General features: G+C 70.8%; 25 protein-coding genes. 7 read left to right on the top strand and 18 right to left on the bottom strand.

Translation table 11 applies throughout. The features are described 5' to 3' along the window. Positions 1 to 106: 106 nt before the first annotated feature. From VEA98_RS09075 to obgE, 7 genes are all read right to left on the bottom strand, one after another. Positions 107 to 1177 (bottom strand): murein hydrolase activator EnvC family protein, encoded by a 1071-nt coding sequence (locus VEA98_RS09075; protein WP_324813229.1) that lies wholly within the window; start codon positions 1175 to 1177, stop codon positions 107 to 109. Beyond that, positions 1177 to 1641 carry a 23S rRNA (pseudouridine(1915)-N(3))-methyltransferase RlmH gene (gene rlmH, locus VEA98_RS09070; RefSeq protein ID WP_324813227.1) on the bottom strand — a complete coding sequence of 155 codons (465 nt, stop codon included), beginning with the start codon at positions 1639 to 1641 and terminating at the stop codon, positions 1177 to 1179. Before rlmH ends, VEA98_RS09075 begins: the two co-directional genes overlap by 1 nt. A 9-nt stretch (positions 1642 to 1650) precedes the next feature. Continuing rightward, the gene (gene rsfS, locus VEA98_RS09065; protein WP_324813225.1) at positions 1651 to 2070 is read right to left on the bottom strand and encodes a ribosome silencing factor; all 420 of its coding nucleotides are present in this window, start codon (positions 2068 to 2070) and stop codon (positions 1651 to 1653) included. Between the two features lie 116 nt (positions 2071 to 2186). Further along, entirely contained in the window at positions 2187 to 2867 is a 681-nt protein-coding gene (locus VEA98_RS09060; RefSeq protein ID WP_349255650.1) for a nicotinate-nucleotide adenylyltransferase, read from the bottom strand. Between the two features lie 80 nt (positions 2868 to 2947). Then, positions 2948 to 3136: a hypothetical protein gene (locus VEA98_RS09055; protein ID WP_324813224.1), complete on the bottom strand. Its 189-nt coding sequence runs from the start codon at positions 3134 to 3136 to the stop codon at positions 2948 to 2950. A 51-nt stretch (positions 3137 to 3187) separates the two neighbouring features. Beyond that, the gene (locus VEA98_RS09050) at positions 3188 to 4183 is read right to left on the bottom strand and encodes a DUF6624 domain-containing protein (RefSeq protein ID WP_324813222.1); all 996 of its coding nucleotides are present in this window, start codon (positions 4181 to 4183) and stop codon (positions 3188 to 3190) included. Positions 4184 to 4232: 49 nt separating this feature from the next. Next, positions 4233 to 5291, bottom strand: a complete 1059-nt coding sequence (gene obgE, locus VEA98_RS09045; protein WP_324813219.1) for a GTPase ObgE — start codon at positions 5289 to 5291, stop codon at positions 4233 to 4235. Between the two features lie 84 nt (positions 5292 to 5375). Between obgE and VEA98_RS09040 the strand changes: the two genes are divergently transcribed. Continuing rightward, positions 5376 to 5783, top strand: coding sequence for a hypothetical protein (locus VEA98_RS09040; protein ID WP_324813217.1), 408 nt, complete (start codon positions 5376 to 5378; stop codon positions 5781 to 5783). A gap of 6 nt (positions 5784 to 5789) precedes the next feature. Here the strand turns inward: VEA98_RS09040 and ald are convergent, their stop codons facing one another. Then, a complete protein-coding gene (ald, locus tag VEA98_RS09035; protein WP_324813215.1) occupies positions 5790 to 6908 on the bottom strand; it encodes an alanine dehydrogenase in 1119 nt (372 codons plus the stop codon). A gap of 155 nt (positions 6909 to 7063) precedes the next feature. Between ald and VEA98_RS09030 the strand changes: the two genes are divergently transcribed. Continuing rightward, positions 7064 to 7531, top strand: coding sequence for an Lrp/AsnC family transcriptional regulator (locus VEA98_RS09030; protein WP_324813648.1), 468 nt, complete (start codon positions 7064 to 7066; stop codon positions 7529 to 7531). 124 nt (positions 7532 to 7655) lie between these two features. Here VEA98_RS09030 and VEA98_RS09025 read toward each other — a convergent pair whose 3' ends face one another. Beyond that, the gene (locus VEA98_RS09025; protein ID WP_324813213.1) at positions 7656 to 8132 is read right to left on the bottom strand and encodes an SRPBCC family protein; all 477 of its coding nucleotides are present in this window, start codon (positions 8130 to 8132) and stop codon (positions 7656 to 7658) included. 46 nt (positions 8133 to 8178) lie between these two features. Here VEA98_RS09025 and VEA98_RS09020 point away from each other — a divergent pair, with 46 nt between their 5' ends. Beyond that, positions 8179 to 8502 carry an ArsR/SmtB family transcription factor gene (locus tag VEA98_RS09020; RefSeq protein ID WP_324813210.1) on the top strand — a complete coding sequence of 108 codons (324 nt, stop codon included), beginning with the start codon at positions 8179 to 8181 and terminating at the stop codon, positions 8500 to 8502. A 3-nt stretch (positions 8503 to 8505) separates the two neighbouring features. Here the strand turns inward: VEA98_RS09020 and VEA98_RS09015 are convergent, their stop codons facing one another. The 6 genes from VEA98_RS09015 to VEA98_RS08990 form a co-directional block, all read right to left on the bottom strand. Beyond that, positions 8506 to 9960, bottom strand: coding sequence for an NAD-dependent succinate-semialdehyde dehydrogenase (locus VEA98_RS09015; protein WP_324813208.1), 1455 nt, complete (start codon positions 9958 to 9960; stop codon positions 8506 to 8508). Between the two features lie 37 nt (positions 9961 to 9997). After that, positions 9998 to 11656: an MFS transporter gene (locus VEA98_RS09010; protein ID WP_324813206.1), complete on the bottom strand. Its 1659-nt coding sequence runs from the start codon at positions 11654 to 11656 to the stop codon at positions 9998 to 10000. 179 nt (positions 11657 to 11835) lie between these two features. After that, complete coding sequence (locus VEA98_RS09005) at positions 11836 to 11973, bottom strand: entericidin A/B family lipoprotein (protein ID WP_324813204.1); 138 nt, start codon at positions 11971 to 11973, stop codon at positions 11836 to 11838. A gap of 37 nt (positions 11974 to 12010) precedes the next feature. Next, entirely contained in the window at positions 12011 to 13786 is a 1776-nt protein-coding gene (locus VEA98_RS09000) for a sensor histidine kinase (protein ID WP_324813201.1), read from the bottom strand. A gap of 1 nt (position 13787) precedes the next feature. Then, the gene (locus VEA98_RS08995) at positions 13788 to 14396 is read right to left on the bottom strand and encodes a sigma-70 family RNA polymerase sigma factor (protein WP_324774601.1); all 609 of its coding nucleotides are present in this window, start codon (positions 14394 to 14396) and stop codon (positions 13788 to 13790) included. After that, positions 14393 to 14593: a NepR family anti-sigma factor gene (locus tag VEA98_RS08990; RefSeq protein WP_324813644.1), complete on the bottom strand. Its 201-nt coding sequence runs from the start codon at positions 14591 to 14593 to the stop codon at positions 14393 to 14395. Before VEA98_RS08990 ends, VEA98_RS08995 begins: the two co-directional genes overlap by 4 nt. Before the next feature lie 199 nt (positions 14594 to 14792). On the opposite strand from VEA98_RS08990, the gene VEA98_RS08985 reads away from it, so the two are divergent. Continuing rightward, complete coding sequence (locus VEA98_RS08985; RefSeq protein ID WP_324813198.1) at positions 14793 to 15587, top strand: response regulator; 795 nt, start codon at positions 14793 to 14795, stop codon at positions 15585 to 15587. 70 nt (positions 15588 to 15657) lie between these two features. Here the strand turns inward: VEA98_RS08985 and VEA98_RS08980 are convergent, their stop codons facing one another. Beyond that, positions 15658 to 16041 carry a hypothetical protein gene (locus VEA98_RS08980; protein WP_324813196.1) on the bottom strand — a complete coding sequence of 128 codons (384 nt, stop codon included), beginning with the start codon at positions 16039 to 16041 and terminating at the stop codon, positions 15658 to 15660. A 320-nt stretch (positions 16042 to 16361) separates the two neighbouring features. On the opposite strand from VEA98_RS08980, the gene VEA98_RS08975 reads away from it, so the two are divergent. Together VEA98_RS08975 and VEA98_RS08970 are read left to right on the top strand one after the other, a co-directional pair. Beyond that, complete coding sequence (locus VEA98_RS08975) at positions 16362 to 17384, top strand: NADP-dependent oxidoreductase (protein WP_324813194.1); 1023 nt, start codon at positions 16362 to 16364, stop codon at positions 17382 to 17384. Between the two features lie 10 nt (positions 17385 to 17394). Next, positions 17395 to 17802 carry an acyl dehydratase gene (locus VEA98_RS08970; RefSeq protein WP_324813192.1) on the top strand — a complete coding sequence of 136 codons (408 nt, stop codon included), beginning with the start codon at positions 17395 to 17397 and terminating at the stop codon, positions 17800 to 17802. Between the two features lie 84 nt (positions 17803 to 17886). Here the strand turns inward: VEA98_RS08970 and VEA98_RS08965 are convergent, their stop codons facing one another. Together VEA98_RS08965 and VEA98_RS08960 are read right to left on the bottom strand one after the other, a co-directional pair. Continuing rightward, positions 17887 to 18681 (bottom strand): SapC family protein, encoded by a 795-nt coding sequence (locus VEA98_RS08965; protein ID WP_324813189.1) that lies wholly within the window; start codon positions 18679 to 18681, stop codon positions 17887 to 17889. 97 nt (positions 18682 to 18778) lie between these two features. Continuing rightward, the gene (locus tag VEA98_RS08960) at positions 18779 to 20818 is read right to left on the bottom strand and encodes a TonB-dependent receptor domain-containing protein (RefSeq protein ID WP_324813187.1); all 2040 of its coding nucleotides are present in this window, start codon (positions 20816 to 20818) and stop codon (positions 18779 to 18781) included. Positions 20819 to 20898: 80 nt separating this feature from the next. On the opposite strand from VEA98_RS08960, the gene VEA98_RS08955 reads away from it, so the two are divergent. After that, on the top strand, positions 20899 to 21384 hold the full coding sequence (locus tag VEA98_RS08955; RefSeq protein ID WP_324813185.1) for a Fur family transcriptional regulator: 486 nt from the start codon (positions 20899 to 20901) through the stop codon (positions 21382 to 21384). Positions 21385 to 21403 lie beyond the last annotated feature (19 nt).

Below are 21403 nucleotides of genomic sequence, written 5' to 3'. Positions count from 1 at the left end.
AGGGGCTAGGGATGAGGGATGAGGGTTGGTCGGTCGCCAGCCGGGGGATCGACTGAGCAGGCCCGGCCAGCTGGCCCCTAGCCCCTCATCCCTCATCCCTCACCCCTCACCTGAGCCACGGCCCCGGATCGACCGGGCGTTCATCGCGGCGGAGCTCGAAGCCGATTTCGCCGTCGGGGCCGGAGCGGCCGAGGGTCTGGCCGTCGGCGACGCGCGCGCCGGTCTCGACCGCGACCTCGTCCAGCCCGGAAACCACGGCGCGCCAGCCGGGGCCGAGGTCGAGGATGACCACCTGGCCCCAGCCCTCCAGCGGACCGGCCCAGGCCACCCGGCCGGCGGCGGGGGCGTGCGCCTCCAGCCGGTCCGCCCGCCAGCGCCAGCCGCCCGAACCGGGCCCGAAACGGAGCGACGGCGGCCCCTCGACGGGCGCGGTCAGGCGATCGCGGCCGGCCGGACGGCGGGCGCTGGCGGTGGCGGCCTCGGCGTCGACCACGGGCGCGGCCGATCCGAGGGCGCGCAGCCGGGCTTCCAGCGCCGCGGCGGCCCGTTCGGCGGCGTCGGCCTCGGCCTTGAGGACGGCGCGCAGCCGGGTCTGGCGCGCGGCCAGCGCCTCGGCGCGGGCGCGGCGGTCGCCCTGGGCGCTCTCGGCGGTGAACAGGGCCTCGCTGTTGAGGGCGGCGAGGCGGCGGACGCGGACGATCTCGGCCTGACGGTCGGCCAGGGCCTTGGCCCGGGCCTGAAGCTCGGGGGCTATGGCCTTCATCAGGATGGCGGCGCGGACGGTGTCGACCGCCTTGTCGGCGGGCACCAGCAGGGGCGGCGGCGGACGGCGGCTCATCATCTGCAGCGCGGACAACAGGCGGGCCTGACGGCCGCGGGCCTGCGACAGGCGGGCGACGAGGGCCGCCTCGCGCTCGCTGAGACTGCGCAGGCGGGCGCGCTGGGCGGCGAGGGCCGTGTCGCCGGCGGCGACGTCGGCGCCGAGCGCGGCCAGTTCGCGCTCCAGCCGGGCGATCTCGGCGGCGGCGTCGGCGGCCTCGGCGCGCAGGCGGCGGGCGCGGGCCTGTTCGTCGCGGAACTCGGCGCGCAGGCGCTGGACCTCGGCCGTCTGCGGGGCGGCGGCGGCCACCGGCAGGGCGGCCAGGACGAACAGCAGGGCGAGGGCGGCCTTACGCATCAATCGCGATGATAGGGCGATCCGGCCAGGATGGTCACGGCGCGATACAGCTGTTCGGCCAGCATGGCCCGGGCGAGGGCGTGCGGCCAGGTCTGGGGCCCGAAGGCGAGGGTCGAGGCGGCGGCGGCGCGGACGCTGTCGTCCAGCCCGTCGGCCCCGCCGATGGCGAAGGCCAGACGGCGTTCGCCGCGATCTCTCAGGGCGGCGATGTGGTCGGCGAAGGCGCGGCTGGAGAAGGTTCTGCCGCGCTCGTCGCAGGCGATCAGGTGCGCGCCCTCGGCGGCCTTGAGGATCAGCTCGGCCTCGGCCGCCTTGCCGGGCTTGCGCGCGTCCAGATCGATCAGGTCGAGGGGGCCGAGACCGAGCGCCCGGCCGGCCAGGGTGGCGCGCTCGGCGTAGCCGGCCGCCAAGGTCGCCTCGGGGCCGCGCCCCGGCTTGCCGATGGCGATGACGGCCAGCTTCATCCGGCGGGTCTAGGCGCGGGCGTCGACGCGGTGGCCGCTGTCGACCGACCAGATCTTCTCGATGTTGTAGAAGGCGCGGACTTCGGGGCGGAACAGGTGGACGATGACGTCGCCGGCGTCGAGCAGCACCCAGTCGCAGTGCGGCAGGCCGGAGACCTTGACCCGGCCGAGGCCCTGTTCCTTCAGCGTGCGCTGCAGGTGGTCGGCGAGGGCGCCGACGTGGCGGTGCGAGCGCCCGGAGGCGATGATCATGGTGTCGGCCATCGGGCTCTTGCCCTTCAGGTCGATCAGGACGATGTCCTGCGCCTTGTCCTCGTCGAGGCGCGACAGGACGGCCTGTTCCAGCACCGTGGAGCCGACGGGAAGGGGAGCCTGGGGGCCGTTATCCGGGGGACCGTCTTCGGAATGGATGGGCGCGATCGGGTCCATCTCATGCGCCGTGTTGGAAACGGCGCTGTCTTGCGCATCGTGCGCGGGCGAGGGGGTCAGCGGAAGGCTCCAGGGAGGTGACTAAAGGGGCAGTCTAGCACAGACCCGCCGGGGCGTCACGCGTTGCGCCGGGCGGCCGGGCCCGCGGGCCCGGCGTGGGCGCGCAGGGCGGTCGAGGAGCGGGGGTTGAGCGGGGCCGTCAGGTAGGTCCAGGCGGGGGCCTCCAGGTCCGGCAGCAGGCGGGCTTTCGAGGCCGGAACGCGGGCGGCGGCGAAGCGGGCGGCGGCGGGGGCGGTGCGGCTGTCGAGCTCCGAGCCGGGCCGGGCGATCACCGCCACGGGGGCCAGGCGCATGATGTCGGTCCAGCCGCGCCAGCGATGGAAGCCAGCCAGATTGTCCGAGCCCATCAGCCAGACGAAATGCACCCCTGGATGGCGGGCGATCAGGGCGCGCAGGGTGTCGACCGTCCAGCGCGTGCCGATGCGGCTCTCGACGTCGGAGACGATCATCGCCGGACCGCGGGCGACGGCGCGGGCTGAGGCCATGCGCTCGGCCAGGGGGGCGCTGTCGCGGGCGTCCTTGAGCGGGTTCTGCGGCGAGACCAGCCAGACGACGCGGTCGAGGCCGAGCCGGCGCAGGGCGGTCTCGGCGACATGGGCGTGGCCGTCGTGGGCCGGATTGAACGAGCCGCCGAGCAGGCCGACCTTCATGCCCGGCTGCAGGTCGAGCCCGTCGCGCAGGGCGCCCCGGCGGGGGCCGGAGGCTCGCGGGGCGGGACCGGCGTGAAAGAAGGGCAAGGCGGGCTCTTGGACCGGGCTCTGGGGGACTTATGCTCACAAGGGAGCTAACACGCCCGGGCCGGAGTGTCGCCTGCCGCTCAGTGGGGCTGTTTCTTGAAGGTGTCGCCGACCTCGGCAGCGTCCGGGCCGTCGGGGCCGGCGCTCTTGCGCTCGCGTTCGGCGTTGCGTTTGACCGCCGCGTCGGAGGTCGAGGCGTCGGGCCGGCCCAGCGGAATGGCGCCGTTGTCGTCGCGGCCTTCGGTCTGGATGGGTTTCTGATCGGTCATGGCGGGCTCCTTTCGGGAGGAAAGGAGCCGCGGCCCCGATGCGTTCCGCCGTCAGCCTTCGAAGTCGGCGCAGTACTGGTGCATGTGCGCCGCGTATTCGGCGAGCGAGCCCATGTCGAAGGCATCGCGGAGCGCCTGTACGCCCTCGGGGTCCTCGAGGTCATTGGGAGCCCAGACGCCCTTCGAGACGCAGCGGCCCTGGCTGCCGTAGCGCTGGGGACGGTTCTCGCCGACGGCGATGCGGTCGTACAGGTAGGCGTAGTTGGAGCGGCTGACCTCGCCTTCCGCCACCAGCGGTTCAAGCAGGGTGAGGACGTGGCGCTGGAAGGGCCGGTCGCGGTCGGCGTGCTGGGCCATCAGCCAGGCGGCGCTCGAGGCGGCCTCGCCGTGGACCGAGATGCGGTACCAGCCGTGGGCGGCGACGTCGGCCTTGAGCCATTCGGTGTTGTCGCTGTCGACCTCCCAGGCCTGCTGGCCGAGGCGACTGTTGAAGCGGCTCCAGGCGCCGGGCGTCGGCGATTCCGGCCAGACCTCGTCGGTGACGTCCCAGCCGCGCCGCAGCAACTGGTCCCGGGCCGCGCGCCGCAGCAGTTCGCGGATGCGGGGGTCTGTCGCCTCTTCGGCCATCCGGACGCGGTCGGCGACGTAGCTGAAAGGCGGATCCGCCACCGGCCGCCCCGCCATGACGGCTTCGCCGAAAGCGATCCAGCGATCCCAGGCCGCGGCGGCGGCGGCGCGGTCGGCTTCGAAAACCTCCGCGGTGGGGGCCTCGGCGGCGGCGGCGAGTTCGGCCTGCAGGATGGTCTCGGCTTCCGTCAGCGGCCGCCGGGTGTCGCCGTCGATGCGGGTGCGCATCGAGACCGCGCTGGACAGGGCCTTGAGGTCGACGCCGGTGGCCTTGAAGGCCATGTAGTCGAAGGCGCGGGCCGCCGCGGCGTCCTCGGTCAGAGCCGCGAGGGCTTCCGGCAGGGCGGGCGGCCGGGCCTGGAAGGCCATCAGGCTCAGCGCCACAAGGCCGACGGCCAGCCCTCTGGTGAAGCGAAGCATGGCCGTCCCTCCCGTTAGCCGGGAAGAACAGCCCTGCTTCACGCCGAAATCAAGGCGCCCAGCCGCCGGGGGTTTCGACCACGGTCTCGTCCGTCTCCGCCGGGGCGACCTCGCCGCGGTCCTTGCGGACCTCGGTCCAGGCGGCGCGGAGCAGTTCGGTGACGCCTTCGCCCGAGACGCCGGAGACCAGCATCGGCCGGCGGCCGGCGACGGCCTCGAGTTCGGCGGCCTTCTCCTCGCGCGCCTCGGGGGTCAGGGCGTCGATCTTGTTCAGGGCCAGCACTTCCGGCTTGTCGGCGAGGCCGGCGCCGTAGGCCTCCAGCTCGTGGCGGATGATGCGGTAGGCCTTGCCGACGTCCTCCTGGGTCCCGTCGATCAGGTGGATTAGGCAGCCGGAGCGCTCGACGTGGCCGAGGAAGCGGGTGCCGATGCCGGCCCCCTCGTGCGCCCCCTCGATCAGGCCGGGGATGTCGGCGATGACGAACCGTTCGGTGGCCGACAGGTCGACCACGCCGAGGTTGGGCACGAGGGTGGTGAAGGGATAGTCGGCGATCTTGGGCCGCGCGGCCGAGGCGGCGGCGAGGAAGGTCGACTTGCCGGCGTTGGGCAGGCCGGCGAGGCCGACGTCGGCGATCAGCTTCAGGCGCAGCCAGATCCAGCGCTCCTGGCCTTCCTGGCCGGGGTTGGCGTAGGCCGGGGCCTGGTTGGACGGGCCCTTGAAGCGGACATTGCCCCAGCCGCCGTTGCCGCCCTTGAGCAGCAGTTCGGTCTTGCCGGCTGTGTCCATGTCGAGCAGCACGGTCTCCTTGTCCTCGTCGAGGACCTGGGTGCCGACGGGGACCTTGAGGATAACGTCCTCGCCCTTGGCCCCGTGCATCTGCCGGCCCATGCCGTGGACGCCGGTCTGGGCCTTGAAATGCTGCTGGTAGCGGTAGTCGATCAGGGTGTTCAGCCCCTCGACGGCGGTGATCCAGACGTTGCCGCCATTGCCGCCGTCGCCGCCGTCCGGGCCGCCGTTCGGAATGAACTTTTCGCGCCGGAACGAGACGGCGCCCGCGCCGCCGTTGCCGGAGCGGATGTAGATCTTGGCCTGGTCGAGGAACTTCATCGGCGGCTTATGCCGGAAGAGAGCGGCGATTTACAGGCGGGGCGGGCGTTTGACTCAAGGGGGAGCCGGCCGGATGATCGAACCATGGGCCTGCAGGAGACCATCGCCGTCTGGACCGATCGCGAGACGACGCTCGACGAGGAACTGACGGCGCTTGGCGAGGAGGCGGTTTGCGAGATGGCTAACCTGCCGCCCGACTGGACAGGTGTCCTCGCGACCATCTTCATTTCGACCGCGATGGGACAGCACGGCCCGCGGGTGAAGCTCTTTCTGAAGCCGGGCCGCAGTCAGCCCAGCGCCTCGGTGTCCATCGGACCCCAGCCGCGCATTCTGGCCAGCAGTCTCGATGAGCGCGATCTCAACCGGATCGCACCGAAGGCGCTGGAATGGGTCGCCCTGAACCATGAAGCGCTCACGCGCTTCTGGTTCGAGGGCGAGACCATGCTGATAAGCGATGTCAGCGACTTCGCCCGCAGCCTCCGCCGGGTCTGACCCCGGTCAGCCGTTCGCCCAGACGCCGAACGGATCGCTCCACGGCAGGTCCATGGCCTCGGCGACGGCGGGGTAGGTGATCTCGCCCTTGAGGACGTTGAGGCCGCGAGCCAGGTGCGGGTTCTTCTTCAGGGCGTCGAGGCCGTGGTCCGCCAGCGCCAGGCCGAAGGGCAGGGTGGCGTTGTTGAGCGCTTCCGACGAGGTGCGCGGGGCGGCGCCCGGCATGTTGGCGACGCAGTAGTGGACCACGCCGTCGACGACATAGGTCGGGTCGGCGTGGGTGGTCGCCTTCGAGGTTTCGAAGCAGCCGCCCTGGTCGATGGCGACGTCGACCAGCACTGAGCCGGGCTTCATCTGCTTCAGGTGTTCGCGCTTGATCAGCTTGGGCGCCTCGGCCCCCGGGACCAGAACGGCGCCGATGATGACGTCGGCCTTGACCATCTCCTCCTCGACCGCGCCGATCGAGGAATAGCGGGTGATGACGCGGCCGTTGGTGACCTCGTCGATATAGGCCATGCGCGGAATTGAGCGTTCGAGCACGACCACCTCGGCGCCGAGGCCCATGGCCATGCGGGCGGCGTTGAAGCCGACGACGCCGCCGCCCAGCACCAGCACGCGGGCCGGGGCCACGCCGGGGACGCCGCAGAACAGCAGGCCCATGCCGCCGTTGTGCTTGAGCAGGGTCTCGGCGGCCGAGAAGACGGCGATGCGGCCGGCGACTTCCGACATCGGGGCCAGCAGCGGCAGGCCGTTGCGGGCATCCGTGACGGTCTCATAGGCGATGGCGGCGCATTTCGAGGCCAGCAGGCCCCTGGTCTGTTCCGGATCGGGCGCGAGGTGCAGGTAGGTGAAGAGGATCTGGTCCTCGCGCAGCATTTCCCACTCGACCTTCTGCGGCTCCTTGACCTTCACGATCATGTCGGCGCCGGCGAAGATTTCGGCAGCGGTGGCGACGATCTTCGCCCCGGCCTTTTCATAGTCGGCGTCGGTGAAGCCGGCGCCCATGCCGGCGCCCTGCTGGACCGAGACGGCATGGCCGTGGGCCACGTATTCGCGCACGGCCGTCGGGGTCAGGCCGATGCGGTGTTCGTTCTTCTTGATCTCTGTGGGGACGCCGACGCGCATGGGAGGTTCCTCTTCCGACGGGGTGCGGGCGGGCTCTGTGGCCGCCTCGCGTCGGGCGGCAATCTAGCGGCGGTGCGGCCGCAGGTTCCTGTTCTTTTCAGCGTCTGATCGACGTACAGTCGCAGAATCTGCGAACGAGGCTGCCTGTGAAGACGATTTCCGCCGTTGCGCTGGACGACACCGACCGCAAGATGATCCGCGCCCTGCAGGCGGACGGACGGATGACCAACGCCGACCTGGCCAAGGCGGTGAACCTGTCGGAGAGCGCCTGCCTGCGCCGGCTGCGGGCGCTGGAGGCGGCGGATGTGATCAGCCGGTACACCGCCATCATCAACGAGCGCGCCGTCGGCCTGCCGATCAGCGTGTTCGTGACCGTGACCCTGTCGTCGCAGGCGGAGAGCGCCCTGACGGCGTTCGAGACGGCCATCGCCACGGTGCCGGAGGTGGTCGAATGCTATCTGATGACCGGCGGCTCGGACTATCTGCTGCGGCTGGTGGTGCGGGACGTCGACGATCTGGAGCGGGTGCACTCGCGCGAGCTGACGCGGATCCCGGGAGTGACGCGGGTGTCGTCGAGCGTGGCGATGCGGACGGTGGTGAAGCGGGGGGCGCTGCCGGTCTAGGGTGGGGGTCCGTCTCAATCACGAGGCGCTCGCGCGCTTCTGGTGGGAAGGGAAGTTCTGGCCTGACCCGGAGGTGACCGCCTTCAAGGCGGCGCTGAAGAAGGTCTGAGCCGCGCAGTTCGGCTCAGACGTAGAAGCCCTCGCGCAGGTTGACGCCGTATTCGACCCAGGCCTTGAGCGCGGCCAGCATCTGCGACCAGCCCTGGCAGTTGCCGAAGGCGGCCTTGAGCCCGGTCGGCGTCTCGCGCCAGCCGCTCTCCTCGATGGTGACCAGGGTGCGGCCGTCGTCCAGCGGCTCGAAGGTGAAGACCACGGTGGTCATATAGGCGGCGCCCGCCGTGGCCTGGCTGTCTTCGGGCGGGCCGTCGTTGGCCTCCCACCTCAGGACGATGCGGCGGTTGGGCTCCACCTCGACGACCTCGACGGGAAAGGCGCCCGGGAAATCGGCGAAGTCCCACTGCACCGTCGCCCCGGTCTCCAGCCTACCGACGGCGCCGCCGGTGGTGAAATAGGCCGACAGCTTCGCCGGGTCGGCGACGGCCTCGAACACGTCCTCGACGGGGCGGGCGATGCGGCCGGACACCTTGAACTTCAGTTCCATGGCGGGTGCTCCTTGTTCCGGCCCCATAATGTTATATTCTTATAACATGTCAACCGAAGCGAATCAGGACCGCGTGTTCAAGGCCCTGTCAGCACGGGTGAGGCGGGAGATTCTGGACGCGTTGAAGGACGCGCCGTCCACGACCGGGGCCCTGTGCGCCCGCTTCAGCGCGCTGGACCGGTGCACGGTGATGCAGCATCTCAAGGTGCTTGAGGGCGCGGACCTGATCATCGTCCAGCGCCGGGGTCGGGAGCGGTGGAACCACCTCAATCCCCTGCCGATCAAACAGGTCCACGACCGCTGGATCGGCCCGCACGCCGCGCGGGCGGTCGGTGTGCTGGAGCGGATGAAGGCGGACCTGGAGCCCTGATCGCTAGCGCAGGGCCAGGGTCACCTGCTTGATTTCGACGTATTCGTCGATGCCGTGGATCGAGCCCTCGCGGCCATAGCCGGACTGTTTGACGCCGCCGAAGGGGGCGACGGCGGTGGAGATGAGGCCGGTGTTGACACCGCACATGCCCGCCTCGATCCGCCGGCCGATGCGCATCGCCCGGTCGAGGTCGCGGGTGAAGACATAGGAGGCGAGGCCGAAGTCGCTGTCGTTGGCCTTGTCCAGCACCTCGTCCTCGCTGTCGAACGGGAAGACAGGGATCAGCGGGCCGAAGGTCTCCTCGCGGCGGAACAGGGCGTCGTCGCCGCCGAGGGTGACAGTGGGCTGGAAGAAGCGGCCGCCCAGCGCATGGCGGGCGCCGCCGGTGAGGACGCGGCCGCCGGAGGCCTGCACCCTGTTCAGGTGGTCTTCGACCTTGGCGATCGCCTTGTCCTCGATCAGGGGGCCGACCTTGACGCCGGGTTCGAAGGCCGGGCCGACGGGGATTCTGGCGACCTCGGAGGCGAGCTTGTCCGCATAGGTCGCGGCGACCGACGCCTCGACATAGACGCGGTTGGGGCAGACGCAGGTCTGGCCCGAGTTGCGGAACTTGCCCTTGATGGTTTCCGCGACGGCCAGATCGATGTCGGCGTCGGCGAAGACGATCAGCGGCGCGGCGCCGCCCAGCTCCATCGAGACGCGCTTGAGCGTGGGGGCCGACTGCTCCGCCAGAAGACGGCCGACGGGGGTCGAGCCGGTGAAGCTGAGCTTGCGGATCAGCGGCGAGGCGGTCAGCACGCCGCCGATGGTCGCCGCGTCGCCGGTGACGACGCTGAGCACGCCCCTGGGCAGGCCGGCCTGACAGGCCAGTCCGGCCAGGGCGATGGCGGTGAACGGGGTCTGGCTGGCCGGCTTGACCACGGCGGTGCAGCCGGCGGCGAAGGCGGGGCCCAGCTTGCGGGTCAGCATGGCGGCCGGGAAATTCCACGGGGTGATGAAGGCGCAGGGACCGACCGCCTCGCGGAAGGTCAGGATGACGTGGCCGAGGGGGCTGTCCTGGGTCTCGCCGATCAGCCGTTCGGCCTCGCCGGCGAACCATTTGATGAAGCTGTTGGCATAGGCCACCTCGCCCTTCGCCTCCTCGAACGGCTTGCCGTTCTCGAGCGCCATCAGGGCCCCGAGCCCTTCGGTGTTGTCGTCGATCAGCCGGGCCCACTCGCGCAGGAAGGCGGCGCGCTTGTGCGGGTCCGACCGCGACCAGGCGGGGAAGGCCCCGTGGGCGGCCTGGATGGCGAGGTCCGTTTCGGCGGCGCCGAGGTCGGGGACGTGGCCGAGGATCTCGCCGGTGGCCGGATCATCGACGGCGATGCGGTTCCGGGAGGTGACCGGCTCTCCGGCGATCAGGGCGTGCTGGCGCAACAGGTTGAGGCCGGCGGCGCGGCCGTTGGCGTCTGGCATGGTCTTCATCCGGCTGGGGAGGCGCGGAAGAAACGCCTCAGGTCTGGATCGTGTTCAGGTCCCGGCCCCGGGTCTCGGGCAGCCAGATCAGGCTGACGATGACCGCGAACAGGGTGAAGGCGACCGAATACCACAGGCCGAAATAGATATTCCCCGACGCCGCCACCAGGGCGAAGCTGGCGGCCGGCAGCAGGCCGCCCACCCAGCCGGTGCCGATGTTGTAGGGCAGGCTCATGGCCGTGTAGCGCACCCGCGTCGGGAACAGCTCGACCAGGGCGGCGGCCTGGGGGCCGTACAGGGCCGTGGCGGCGACGATGAAGACCATCAGGATGGCGAACATCAGCGGCAGGTTCATGCGGGCGGGGTCAGCCCTGTCGGGATAGCCGGCGGCGGCCAGGGCGGCCTTGATGCGGGTCTCGACGTCGGCGCGGGCGGACTTCAGCGCCGCGCCGGACAGGCCCTCGCCCTCGACCGAGGCGACCTCCACGCCCCCGATCCGGACGGTGGCGACGCCGCCGGGCAGGGCCTCGGCGTTGGCGTAGGAGACGCCGGCGTTGGACAGGACGTTCTTGGCGATGTCGCAGGAACTGGCGAAGGCGGTCTTGCCGACGGGGTCGAACTGAAGGGCGCAGGCGGCGGGGTCGGCGACCACGGTCACCGGCGCGGAGGCCTGGGCCTCGGCCAGGGCCGGATTGGCGGCCCTGGTCAGGGCGTGGAAGCCGGGGAAGAAGGCGACGAGGGCCAGGATCATGCCGAACAGCATCACCGGCTTGCGGCCCATCCTGTCCGACAGCCAGCCGAAGAAGACGTAGAGTCCGGCCGAGGCCACCGTCAGCCACAGCATGATCATGTCGACCGTGGCGGTCTCGACCCTGAGGATCCGCTCCATGAAGAAGCGGGTGTAGAAATAGCCGCAGTACCAGACGGCGCCCTGCGCGATCATGATGCCGAACAGGGCCAGCAGCACGAAGCGGCCGTTGTTCCACTGCAGGAAGGCCTCGCGATAGGGGGCGCGGCGCTCGCCGCCCTCGGCCTCCATACGGCGGTAGGCCGGGCTCTCGTCCAGCCGCATGCGGATCCACAGCGAGACGCCGAGCAGAAGCGCGGAGAGCAGGAAGGGGATGCGCCAGCCCCATTCGTCGAAGGCCTCGGCGCCGACGAGATTGCGGGTGATCAGGATGACGCCCAGGGCGCCGATCAGGCCGAGCGCCGCGGTGGTCTGGATCCAGCCGGTCAGGAAGCCGCGCTTCCCCGCCGGCGCGTGCTCGGCGACATAGATGGCGGCGCCGCCGTATTCGCCGCCCAGCGCGAAGCCCTGCAGCACCCGCATCAGGATCAGCAGGATCGGGGCGGCGACGCCGATGTCGCCGTAGTCGGGCAGCAGGCCTATGGCCACCGTGGCCACGCCCATGACGGTGATGGTGACGAGGAAGGTGGCCTTGCGCCCGGTCCTGTCGCCGAACCAGCCGAACACCAGGGCGCCAAGCGGGCGGACCACGAAGCCGACGCCGAAGGTCAGCAACGCCAGGATGTAGCCCGTGGCCTCGCTGACCTCGGCGTAGAAATGGTGGGCGATGACCCCGGCGAGCGAGCCGAAGATGAAGAAGTCATACCACTCGAAGGCGGTGCCGGCCGCCGAGGCTGCCACCACGGTCTTCAGGCCCGGCCCCGAGGCCCCGGCGGTCTGATCGGTCATGCGCGCGTCCCCCGGCGTCGTCCCACGGACGCCCGGACCGGATGCTAGCGCCGCCCCGGCGACGCGCAAGCAGCCGCCCGGGCCCCGGACAAGCGAAGGCCCGCCGGCGGGGGGGAGCCAGGCGGGCCTTCTTCAACCGAACCGCGTGTCGGGGGAGAGCCGCGGCCGGGAACTCGAACTCAGGTCTTGGCGTCTTCCGCCGCGTCGGTGACGGCGTCGCCGGCGGCCGAGGCGTCGCGGCCGACGCCCGAAATGGTGTTGCACGCGGCCGTGGTCAGGGCGGCGGCGGCGGCGAACAGAATGAATATCTTCCGCATGTTGCGATCTCCTGGCGCCGGGGGAGCGGCGTACAGGTCAAGAACGTCGCGAACCGGAGCGGGTTCCAAGGTCGGCCGGGTCCGTCGGCGTCACGGCCTCGGGGGTGGCGAAGGTCATGCGGGCGATCGTGCCGCCGCCCGGCGCAGGCACGAGTTCGACCTCGCCGCGAAGCTGTTTGGCGAAGGCCCCCATCAGGGTGCGCCCCACCCCGGCCCGGAAGGTCTCGCTGACGCCGGGTCCGTCGTCCTCGACCTCCAGCACGCTCCGTTCGCCCTCGACGTTGAAGCGCACCCTGAGCGAACCGCCGCGGCCGGCGAAGGCGTGCTTCTGGGCGTTGGTCACCGCCTCGACCAGCCACAGGGCCAGCGGCGCCAGCTTGTCCGGATCGACCACCAGGGAGTCGGCCTCGACCGAGGAGGTCACCGTCGTCCCGCGGCCCGCTTCGCTCGAGACCAGCTGCCCCACCAGTTCGGTGAGGAAGATGCGCGCGTCGGCGTAGCGCAGGTCGGCGCTCTGGTAGAGGGTGCGGTAGATCAGGGCGAGCGCCGAGATGCGCTGGCGCGTGTCGCCGACCGCCGCCTTGGCCTGTTTGTCGGTCAGGGCGCGCTGCTGCATCGACAGCAGCGACGAGATGATCTGCAGGTTGTTCTTCACCCGGTGATGGATCTCGCGCATCAGCGCGTCCTTCTCCTCGAGCGAGGCGTTGAGCGCGGAATCGCGGGTGGTGATGGTCTCGGCCAGTTCGTCGAGGGTGCGGGCCAGCACGCGGATTTCCGCCGGCGCGTTCATCGCCTGCACCGGGCGCACCGAGAACCGGCCCCGGGCGTAGATGGCGGCCACCCGCTCCAGATAGACCAGCCAGCGCACCACGATCCGCTCGGACACCCACATCACCGACAGGAAGGCGATCAGCCAGGCCAGCAGCGGCACCAGGAAGGCGCCGACCGGGTTCAGCCGGGCCCATGACAGCAGGCCCGGCGCGGGGGCGGAGAGCAGGGCGTAGACGTCCCGGCCGGCCAGGGCCGCGCCGGCGTAGACGCGGGGACGGCCGTCCGCGTCGTCGGCCTCGAAGATCGCCGAGGCGTCGCGGCGGGCCCGGTCGACCCAGCCCGTGATGCTGCCGCCCCGCGCCAGGGTGAAGGCGTCCAAATCGGTCGCCGTCAGGATGCGGCCCTCGCCGTCGGTGAGCGCCGCCTGGGACCCTTCCGGCAGGGCGCGGTCCGCGATGTCCGGCTGCAGGGCGGACAGGGGGATGACCGCGATCATGGCGCCGTCGAAGGCCCCGAGCGGCCGTTCCAGGCGGATGGCCACGATCAGGCCGGGGGCCTCGCCGGCCCGCACCGGCGCGCGGGCCAGCACCGTGTCCTCGCCGCCGCGCAGCCGCTCGAACCAGGGCGAGACCCGGGCCTGGTCCAGCCAGGCGGGGGCCGCCGCCTCCAGCCGCCGCGAGGCGCAGGTGGTCTGGCCGGTGGGCGTCAGGCGGGCCAGGCCGTCGAGGCCTTCGATGCGCTGCACCAGCGAGGTCAGCCGCGGCTCGCAGAACAGCTCCAGGGCTTCCGGGCGCAGGGCCTGGAGCAGGATGGTCGTGCTGTCGAGCCGGCCCTTCACATTGGCGGCGGTGCGCTCGGCGGCCAGCTGCAGGTCGTCCCGCCGCTGCCGGTCCTGCACGCGGAACTGGGCGTCGGCCTGGAAGGCTCCAAGCGCCAGGACCGGCAGCAGGGCGAACGCCAGGGCCGCGCCGAGGCGAAAGCGGATGCCCTGGAATTGCGGTGGAGCCAGACCCCGACCGAGCGCTCGCCCGATACGGACCACCTCAGCCCCGAACGCTGCTCAGGCGATCGGCGTCGGCGAGTATGGAGCGCATGGCGTCGCCGGCGGCGCGACCGTCGCGGGCGTAGCCGCCGCGTTCGAGCGTGGCCTGCAACGCCTTGCGGGCGCGCGAGACGCGGCTCTTCACCGTGCCGACGGCGCACTGGCAGATCTCGGCCGCCTCCTCGTAGGCGAAGCCGCCCGCTCCGACGAGAATCAGCGCCTCACGCTGCTCCTCGGGCAGGGTGGCCAGGGCGAGACGCAGTTCATCGAGAGCCACCGGCGATTCCGGATCGTCGACCGCCACCAGGGTGCGCTCGGCGGCTTCCTGGTCGAGCTGGGACTGGCGCCACGAGCGGCGCTTCTCGGAATAGAACTGGTTGCGCAGGATCATGAAGGTCCAGGCCTTCATATTCGTGCCCATCTGGTAGCTGGCGCGGGCGTCCCAGGCCTTCATCATGGCGTCCTGGGCCAGGTCGTCGGCCGCCGTCGGGTCGCCGGTCAGGGTGCGCGCGAACGCCCGCAGGTGCGGGATCAGCGCGACCAGCTCCCTCTTGAAGGCGTTGTCGTCGGCGGAGGGAGGCTTGGGCGGCGGAGTCGAGGCGCCGCTCATGCGCCGCTCCCGCCCGACGAGCGCTCATCGGCCCGGCGAAGGATGTCCAGGAACTCGTCCGGAACCGGTTCGTTAACGACCTCGTCGAACATGTGCCGGAGTTTGACCCCGATCGCCTGCTGACGAAGGCGCGCTTCCTCCATTGCGGGCCCGCCCGGGGGCGCCGCCTTGCGGGAAGGGTTCGAATTGTCTGTCATTGAATAAACGGCCGCCACCCTGACGCTATTGCTGCGATTGCCGAAAACGCCAGCGCCCGAGGACGGTTCCTAGGTTACGTACGATTAATGCTCAAGCTTTGGTCTGCGGGCGGGAACCGTGACCGATTTGATACGTTGACCGGACCTGCCTAGGTTCCAAGTTCCGAGCGGAACCGCTTTTTTGTCGGGGAAGATTTTCATGAGCCTGCTGGCCCGTCTCGCGCCGCATCTGCCTTATGTGCGCCGCTACGCCCGCGCCTTGACCGGCGACCAGACGACCGGCGACAACTACGTCCGCGTGGCGCTGGAAGCGCTGGCCGCGGGCGAGCGCCAGTTGCCGCCCGAAATGACCCCGCGGGTCGCCCTCTATCATGTGTTCCACGCCATCTGGGCCTCGACCGGCGCCCAGCTGGAGGACAAGAGCGGCCTGGAGGGGCGCGACGACGCCTCGCGCCGCCTGATGCAGATCGCCCCGCGTTCGCGCCAGGCCTTCCTGCTGACCGCCCTGGAAGGCTTCACGCCGTCCGAGGCCGCGCAGATCCTCGACGCCGACGCCATGGACGTCGAGCGGCTGATCGCCGAGGCCCAGTCGGACATCGACGCCGAACTGGCCACCGACGTGCTGATCATCGAGGACGAGGCGATCATCTCGGCCGACATCGAAAGCCTGGTGAAGGAGCTTGGCCACCGCGTCACCGGCACCGCCACCACCCATGACGAGGCGGTCGACGCCGTCGCCCGCCACCGCCCGGGCCTGGTGCTGGCCGACATCCAGCTGGCCGACGGCTCGTCGGGCATCGACGCGGTCAAGGACATCCTCAAGCGGATCGACGTGCCGGTGATCTTCATCACCGCCTTCCCCGAGCGGCTGCTGACCGGCGAACGGCCCGAGCCGACCTTCCTGATCACCAAGCCGTTCCAGCCGGAGACGGTGAAGGCGGCGATCAGCCAGGCGCTGTTCTTCCACCCGTCGCGGCAACGCGAAGCGGCCTGACCTTTCTCCCCGAACCGTGAAAAGCCCCGGTCGCAGGACCGGGGCTTTTTGCATGGCCGGGCGCCGGCGGCTATTGGGCCGGGGCGGTTGCCGGGGCCGTCGTGGGCTCCGCCGAGACGGTCGGCGCATTGACGTTGGCGGCCTCGCCGGTCGGCGGGCGGGTGGGCTGGCCGGTGGCCGTGGTCGGCGCGTCGGCGGCAGGGATCTCCACCGCGTCGGCCTGGAAGGCGGCGGCGTCGACGGCCTGGTCGCCGTCGTTGGCGTTGGTCTGGGCGAAACCGCCCTGGCTGACGAACCACATGCCGAGCAGCAGGATGGCCACGGCGGCGAGCGAGACCAGCAGCAGGGTCAGGATGCGGACGCCGCCGCGCCCGCCGCGCACGTACTGGGCCTCGACGGGTCGGCCCTCGTGGACCGCGTCCGCGGCCTTGTCGTGGGGAGATTCATGGGTCATGGCGGGCCTCCGACGGCGATTGCGCTATGCGCCATGAACGCCCCGGCCAGCGCGGCCGTTCCGGCGCTCGCCCCCTGAGCGAAAAAACTTCCAGGGCGGTGGAACCGCCTGCCCGGCGCGCCGTTATCGGTCTGCGGAGGCGGCGACGCCCCCCCGACTTGAGACTGGTGAAAACCAGTCTGTCGCCTCCGCGCCTCATTCTCGATGATGCCACTTCAGGCGGGCCCTTTGCGGCCCGCCTTTTTCTTCGCCTCGCGCTGGACAGTCGGCACCGCCCGGTCAAGATGGCCCGTCCTGAAAGAAAACCTGCGGAGAAGATCATGGCTCGCGTCAATCGGCAGTGGGTGCTGCGCCAGCGGCCGCGGGGTCTGGTCAAGCCCGGCGATCTGGAGCTGGTCGAGGCGCCGGTCCCGGCGCTGAACGAGTCCGAGGTGCTGGTCCGCACCGTCTATCTGTCGCTGGACCCCACCAACCGCACCTGGATGAACGACGCCGAGGGCTATCTGCCGCCCGTGCCGCTGGGCGGGGTGATGCGCGGCCTGACCCTGGGCGTGGTCGAGGAGAGCCGGTCCAGCCGGTTCCGCGCCGGCGACATCGTCACCCCCCTGTCGGGCGGCTGGGCCGACTATGCGGTCGTGCCCGAGATGCAGCTGCGCCAGGTCCACCGCGCCCCGGGCCTGCCGCTGACCGCCAATCTGTCGGTGCTCGGCATGACCGGTATGACCGCCTATTTCGGCGTCACCGACGTGCTCAAGGCGAAGGAAGGCGAGACGCTGGTGATCTCGGCCGCAGCCGGGGCCGTGGGCTCGATCGCCGGCCAGGTGGCCAAGGCGCGCGGCGCCCGCGTCATCGGCATCGCCGGCGGGCCGGAGAAATGCCGCTGGCTGACGGAGGATCTCGGTTTCGACGCCGCCGTCGACTACAAGAACGAGGATGTCGGCGAGGCGCTGGACCGACTCGCGCCGGACGGCATCGACCTCAATTTCGAGAACGTCGGCGGCGACATCATGATCGCCGTGTTCAACCGGCTGAAGACCCACGGACGGATGGCGGTCTGCGGCCTGATCTCGGCCTACAACGCCACCAAGGCGCCGCCGTCGCCGAATTTCGCGCGGATCATCACCCACCGTCTGAGCGTGCAGGGCTTCCTCGTGCTCGACTACGCTCACCGCGGCCGCGAGATGGCCGCCGAGATGGGGCCGTGGCTGAACGACGGCGCGGTGAAGTGGAAGGTCCACGTCGACGATGGGCTGGAGAACGCCTTGGATTCGCTGAACCGCTTGTTCACCGGCGACCACGACGGCAAGCTGCTGGTCCGGGTCTCCGAAGAGCCCGCGGTCTGAGGGGCCATCGATGAGCGAACCGCTCCACGTCCATTTCGAGGATCTGGCCGTGGGCGAGGTCGTGCCGCTGGGCGCCTGCATGGTCGACGCCGCGGCTATGGACGTCTTCGTCGAGCGGTTCTCGCCGGGCTGGGACGTGTCCTACGGCGCGCCGGACGCCATGGTCTACGCCCTGTGGAGCCGGCTGTTCGCCGACAAGGTCTCGGGCTGGGCCCAGTCCAAGGTGCTGGCCGTCGACGGGCTGCGCTACATGCGCAATCCCCCGTCGGGGGAGCTGATGCGCGGCCGGCTGACAATCATGGGCAAGGACCCGGTCGGGGACGAGAAGGGCATCGTCATCGCCCAGCACGACCTGCTCGACGAGGCGGGGCGGCTGGTGTTTTCCTGTCTGACCCGGGCGCTCCTGGCGCGCAGATAGGCGGCAGGCGGCAGGACCATGGCGCATAGCGAAAGGGCGGCCCGCCGAAGCGGGCCGCCCTGATGCTTTCGGCCTGCCGCCTTCCTAGGCGTTGCCGGCGACGCCCTGGGCCTCGGCGGCCTTCTGGAAAGCCATGGCGATCAGGCGGTCCCAGCCGAGCAGCGACACCAGGTGGGCGTAGATCTGGCCCAGCGCGCCGTTGTCGCGCAGCTCGACGAGCTTCTCGGCCGGCAGGGCCTTCAGCTTGTCTTCCGAGACGGCGAAATATTCGGCGATCTTCTGCGGCGCGGCGGGGCTGCCGTCGGGGTTGCGCGGCGTGAACACGGCCTCGCGGGTCTCCAGCAGGTCGAGGTCGGTCAGCAGCTTGACGAAGGCTTCGGTGCGCTGGCGCTCCTGCTCGAAATTGTTGCAGAATTCCATCGCCTGCTGCGTGTACTGCGAGGGCTGGCCCTCGTTGAACAGCGGGGTGGCGCCGCCTTCCTTAATGAAGGGCGCGTCGCGGTCGATGCACAGGATCAGGCGCTTCTGGACGTCGTCGTTGGCGAAGACGAACGGATAGCGGCGGACGTAGGCCGGGATGTAGGCTTCGGGGCGGAACGACCCCGCCTCGCTGACGAACAGGTTTTCATCCTGGCGCAGGCCCATGACGGCGACCGGCTGGCGCGCCTCGCCGACGAAGATCACCGGATAGCTCAGCGCGGCCGGCGCGAACTCGGTGACCGTCAGGGGCACGATGTTGGTCTTGGCGACGAAGGCATAGGGCTGATCGACACCCTCGACGCCGAGCTTGCCGTGCGCCTCGACCGAGAGCGGTTCCGGCTTGCCGTAGAACAGGACATTGCCCGAGAGCGGGGCGGCGTTGGCGGTGGTGTCGGTCATGGACGCGAAACGAGCTCTGGATGAAAAAAGGGAAGGGCGCTTCTAGCTCAGACGGCGCCGGGCGGCAAACGCGGCTCCCCTCCCCGGTGCAAGGCGGTCAGAAACGCCAGGTGACTCCCGCCCGCAGGCTGCGCCCCGGCATCGGCGCGATGTCCTTCTGGAAGCTGGCGTGTTCGCGCGCCTCGGCGTCGGTCAGGTTGGAGGCTTCGGCGAAGACGGTGATGTTGCGGTCCCTGAACGGCCGCAGGGCGCCGGTCAGATTGACCATGGTGTAGCTGTCGGTGGGGCGCTCGAACGCGGCGGTGCGGTCCTGTTCGCCGACGTGACGCACCTCCAGCCCGGCGTCGAAGCGGCGCGAGGCCCAGTCCACGCCGGCCGTGACCGACCACGGCGGGATTCGCGCAGCCGGGCCGAGATCCGTTTTTGCCCGGACCCGGTCGGCCGCCCCGGTGATCGTCAGGCTCCGGTCGCCGCTCTCCCACAGCCGATACTCGGCCTCGGCCTCGAGGCCGCGGAATTGGCCGTTGGTCTGGACGTATTCGAACACCGGCAGGCCGGAGTCGGGATCGTCCACGCCCGTGGGCCGCAGGTCGATGAAGCCGTCGTAGTCGGCGGCGTAGGCGTGCAGGTCGAACTCGACCGGACCGCGCGCGAAATGCACGGTCGCCTCCACCGAGGTCGCCACCTCGGCGCCCAGGTCGACATCGCCGACCTCGAAGGCGCCGGTGGCGACGTGGGCTCCCCCGGCGAACAGCTCGACCTCGCTGGGCGCGCGTTCGTTGCGGGCCAGGCTGAGGCCGAGGAACAGGGGCGCGGCGGGGCGGAAGAACAGGCCGGCCGAGGCGGAGACGTTGGAGAAGTCGCGCTTCGCCGCGGCGCCTTCCAGCGAGCGGTTGTCGAGGCGCAGGCCGCCTTCGAAGCCGAGGCCGCCGCGATCGAAGCGCTGCACGGTGTAGAGACCCTGCTCGGCGATTTCGGTGCGCGGCACATAGGCCTCGTCGCCGACGGCGTCGAAGGTGCGCTCCAGCAACTGGGCGCCGATCACGCCCTGCCAGCCGTTGCGTTCGCGCTGGATCAGCTCGAACCGGCCCTCGGCGCCCTCGGAGAAGAAGCGGGTCCCGACCGCGTCGCCTTCGAACTCGGTATGGGCGTAGTCGGCGGCGCCGACGGACAGGCGGGCGGCGCTGAACGGACCGGCGGCGAAATCGAGCTCGCCGCGCACGTCGTAGCGGGTCTGTTCGAGGCCGATGGAGACGCCGTCGTCCGCGTCGGGGTCGAGCGGATCGGGCTCATGCGCATGCCCCGGGACGCCATAGGTGGTCTCGACGTGCTTGACCGAGACGCCGATGAAGCCGCGCGAGCCGATCCAGCTCACCCCGGCGCCATACTGGTCCAGCTTGACGAAGGTGTTGTGGACGCTCCGGTCCTCGCCGGCGGTTTCGCCGTCCTCGTCCAGCAGCGCCCGAGACTCCGGGAACACCGGGACGTCGTAGTCGGAGGAGTCGCGGGTGAAGCCGTCGAGGGTCAGGGTCAGGGGACCGGCGTTGGCCTTCAGCCGGGCGCCGAAGCTGGAGCCGTGATCGACGCTCGACGCCTGGGCCGAGACATGGCCGTCGACCCCCTCGGCGCGTTCGGCCGGGATGCGGTCGTCGATGATGTTGACCACCCCGCCGATGGCCGAGCCGCCGAACACCAGGGTCGAGGGCCCGCGCACGATCTCGATGCGCCGCGCCTCGCCGGGATCGACCGCCACCTGGTGGTCAGGCGAGACCGAGCTGGCGTCGATCATGCCGAGACCGTTGGTCAGCACCTGCACGCGCGGCCCGGACAGGCCGCGGATCACCGGCCGGCTGGCGCCCGGGGCGAAACTGGTGCTGCGCACGCCCGGCATGCCATTGACCAGATCGCCGAGCGTGGCGGCGGGAGCGACAGCCAGGGCCTCCTCATCCAGCACATCGACGGCCAGCAGGCTGGCGCGGTCGGTGACGCCGAACGGGGCGCCGGTGACGATCACGTCCTCGACGATGACGTCGCGCTCCTGCGGCCGGTCCTGCGCGGCGGCGGCTCCTGCGATAGCGGAACATCCGGCGGCGGCGAGGAGGAGGGCGGCGTGCGAGAGCGTCGGGCGCAGGGTCATGGCGTGAGTGTTATGAAATAACATCACAGCGCGTCAACCCCGCCGTTGCGGCTGGGCCGCCAAGCCATTAGCTGTGACCCATGGGCGACGCCTGCCAGCATCACCACGACGACGGTCCGCCCGGCGAGGCCGAGGTCGAAAGCGCGCTGAGCGCGGCCGGGGCCCGCCTGACGGCAGAGGGCGAGCGGATGACGGCGGCCCGCAGCCGGGTGCTGGAGCTGCTGCTGGGCGCGGGCGAACCGGTCAAGGCCTACGACCTGATCGCCCGCTTCGGCGAGGGCGGTCAGCCGGCCAAGCCGCCGACGGTCTATCGCGCCCTCGAGTTTCTCGAACGCAAGGGCCTGGCCCACCGCATCGCCTCGATCAGCGCCTATGTCGCCTGCAGTTCGGCCGCGCGCGACCACGCCGCGGCCTTCCTGATCTGCGACTGCTGCGGAGCGACGCAGGAGGTCTCTTCGCCCGTCGCCGGCGATCTCGGCCGGGCCGCCGACGCCGCCGGCTACGCCATCGAGCGCACCACCATCGAGGCCCATGGCCGCTGCCCCGCCTGTCGCGTCGCCGACTGATCGCGGCCTTCGTCTGGCG

The sequence above is a fragment of the Brevundimonas sp. genome, from assembly GCF_035627055.1.
In the GTDB taxonomy this organism is placed as follows: Bacteria; Pseudomonadota; Alphaproteobacteria; order Caulobacterales; family Caulobacteraceae; genus Brevundimonas.
Note: the sequence above shows the minus strand (reverse complement) of the source record. Positions and strands in the feature narration are given on the sequence as shown.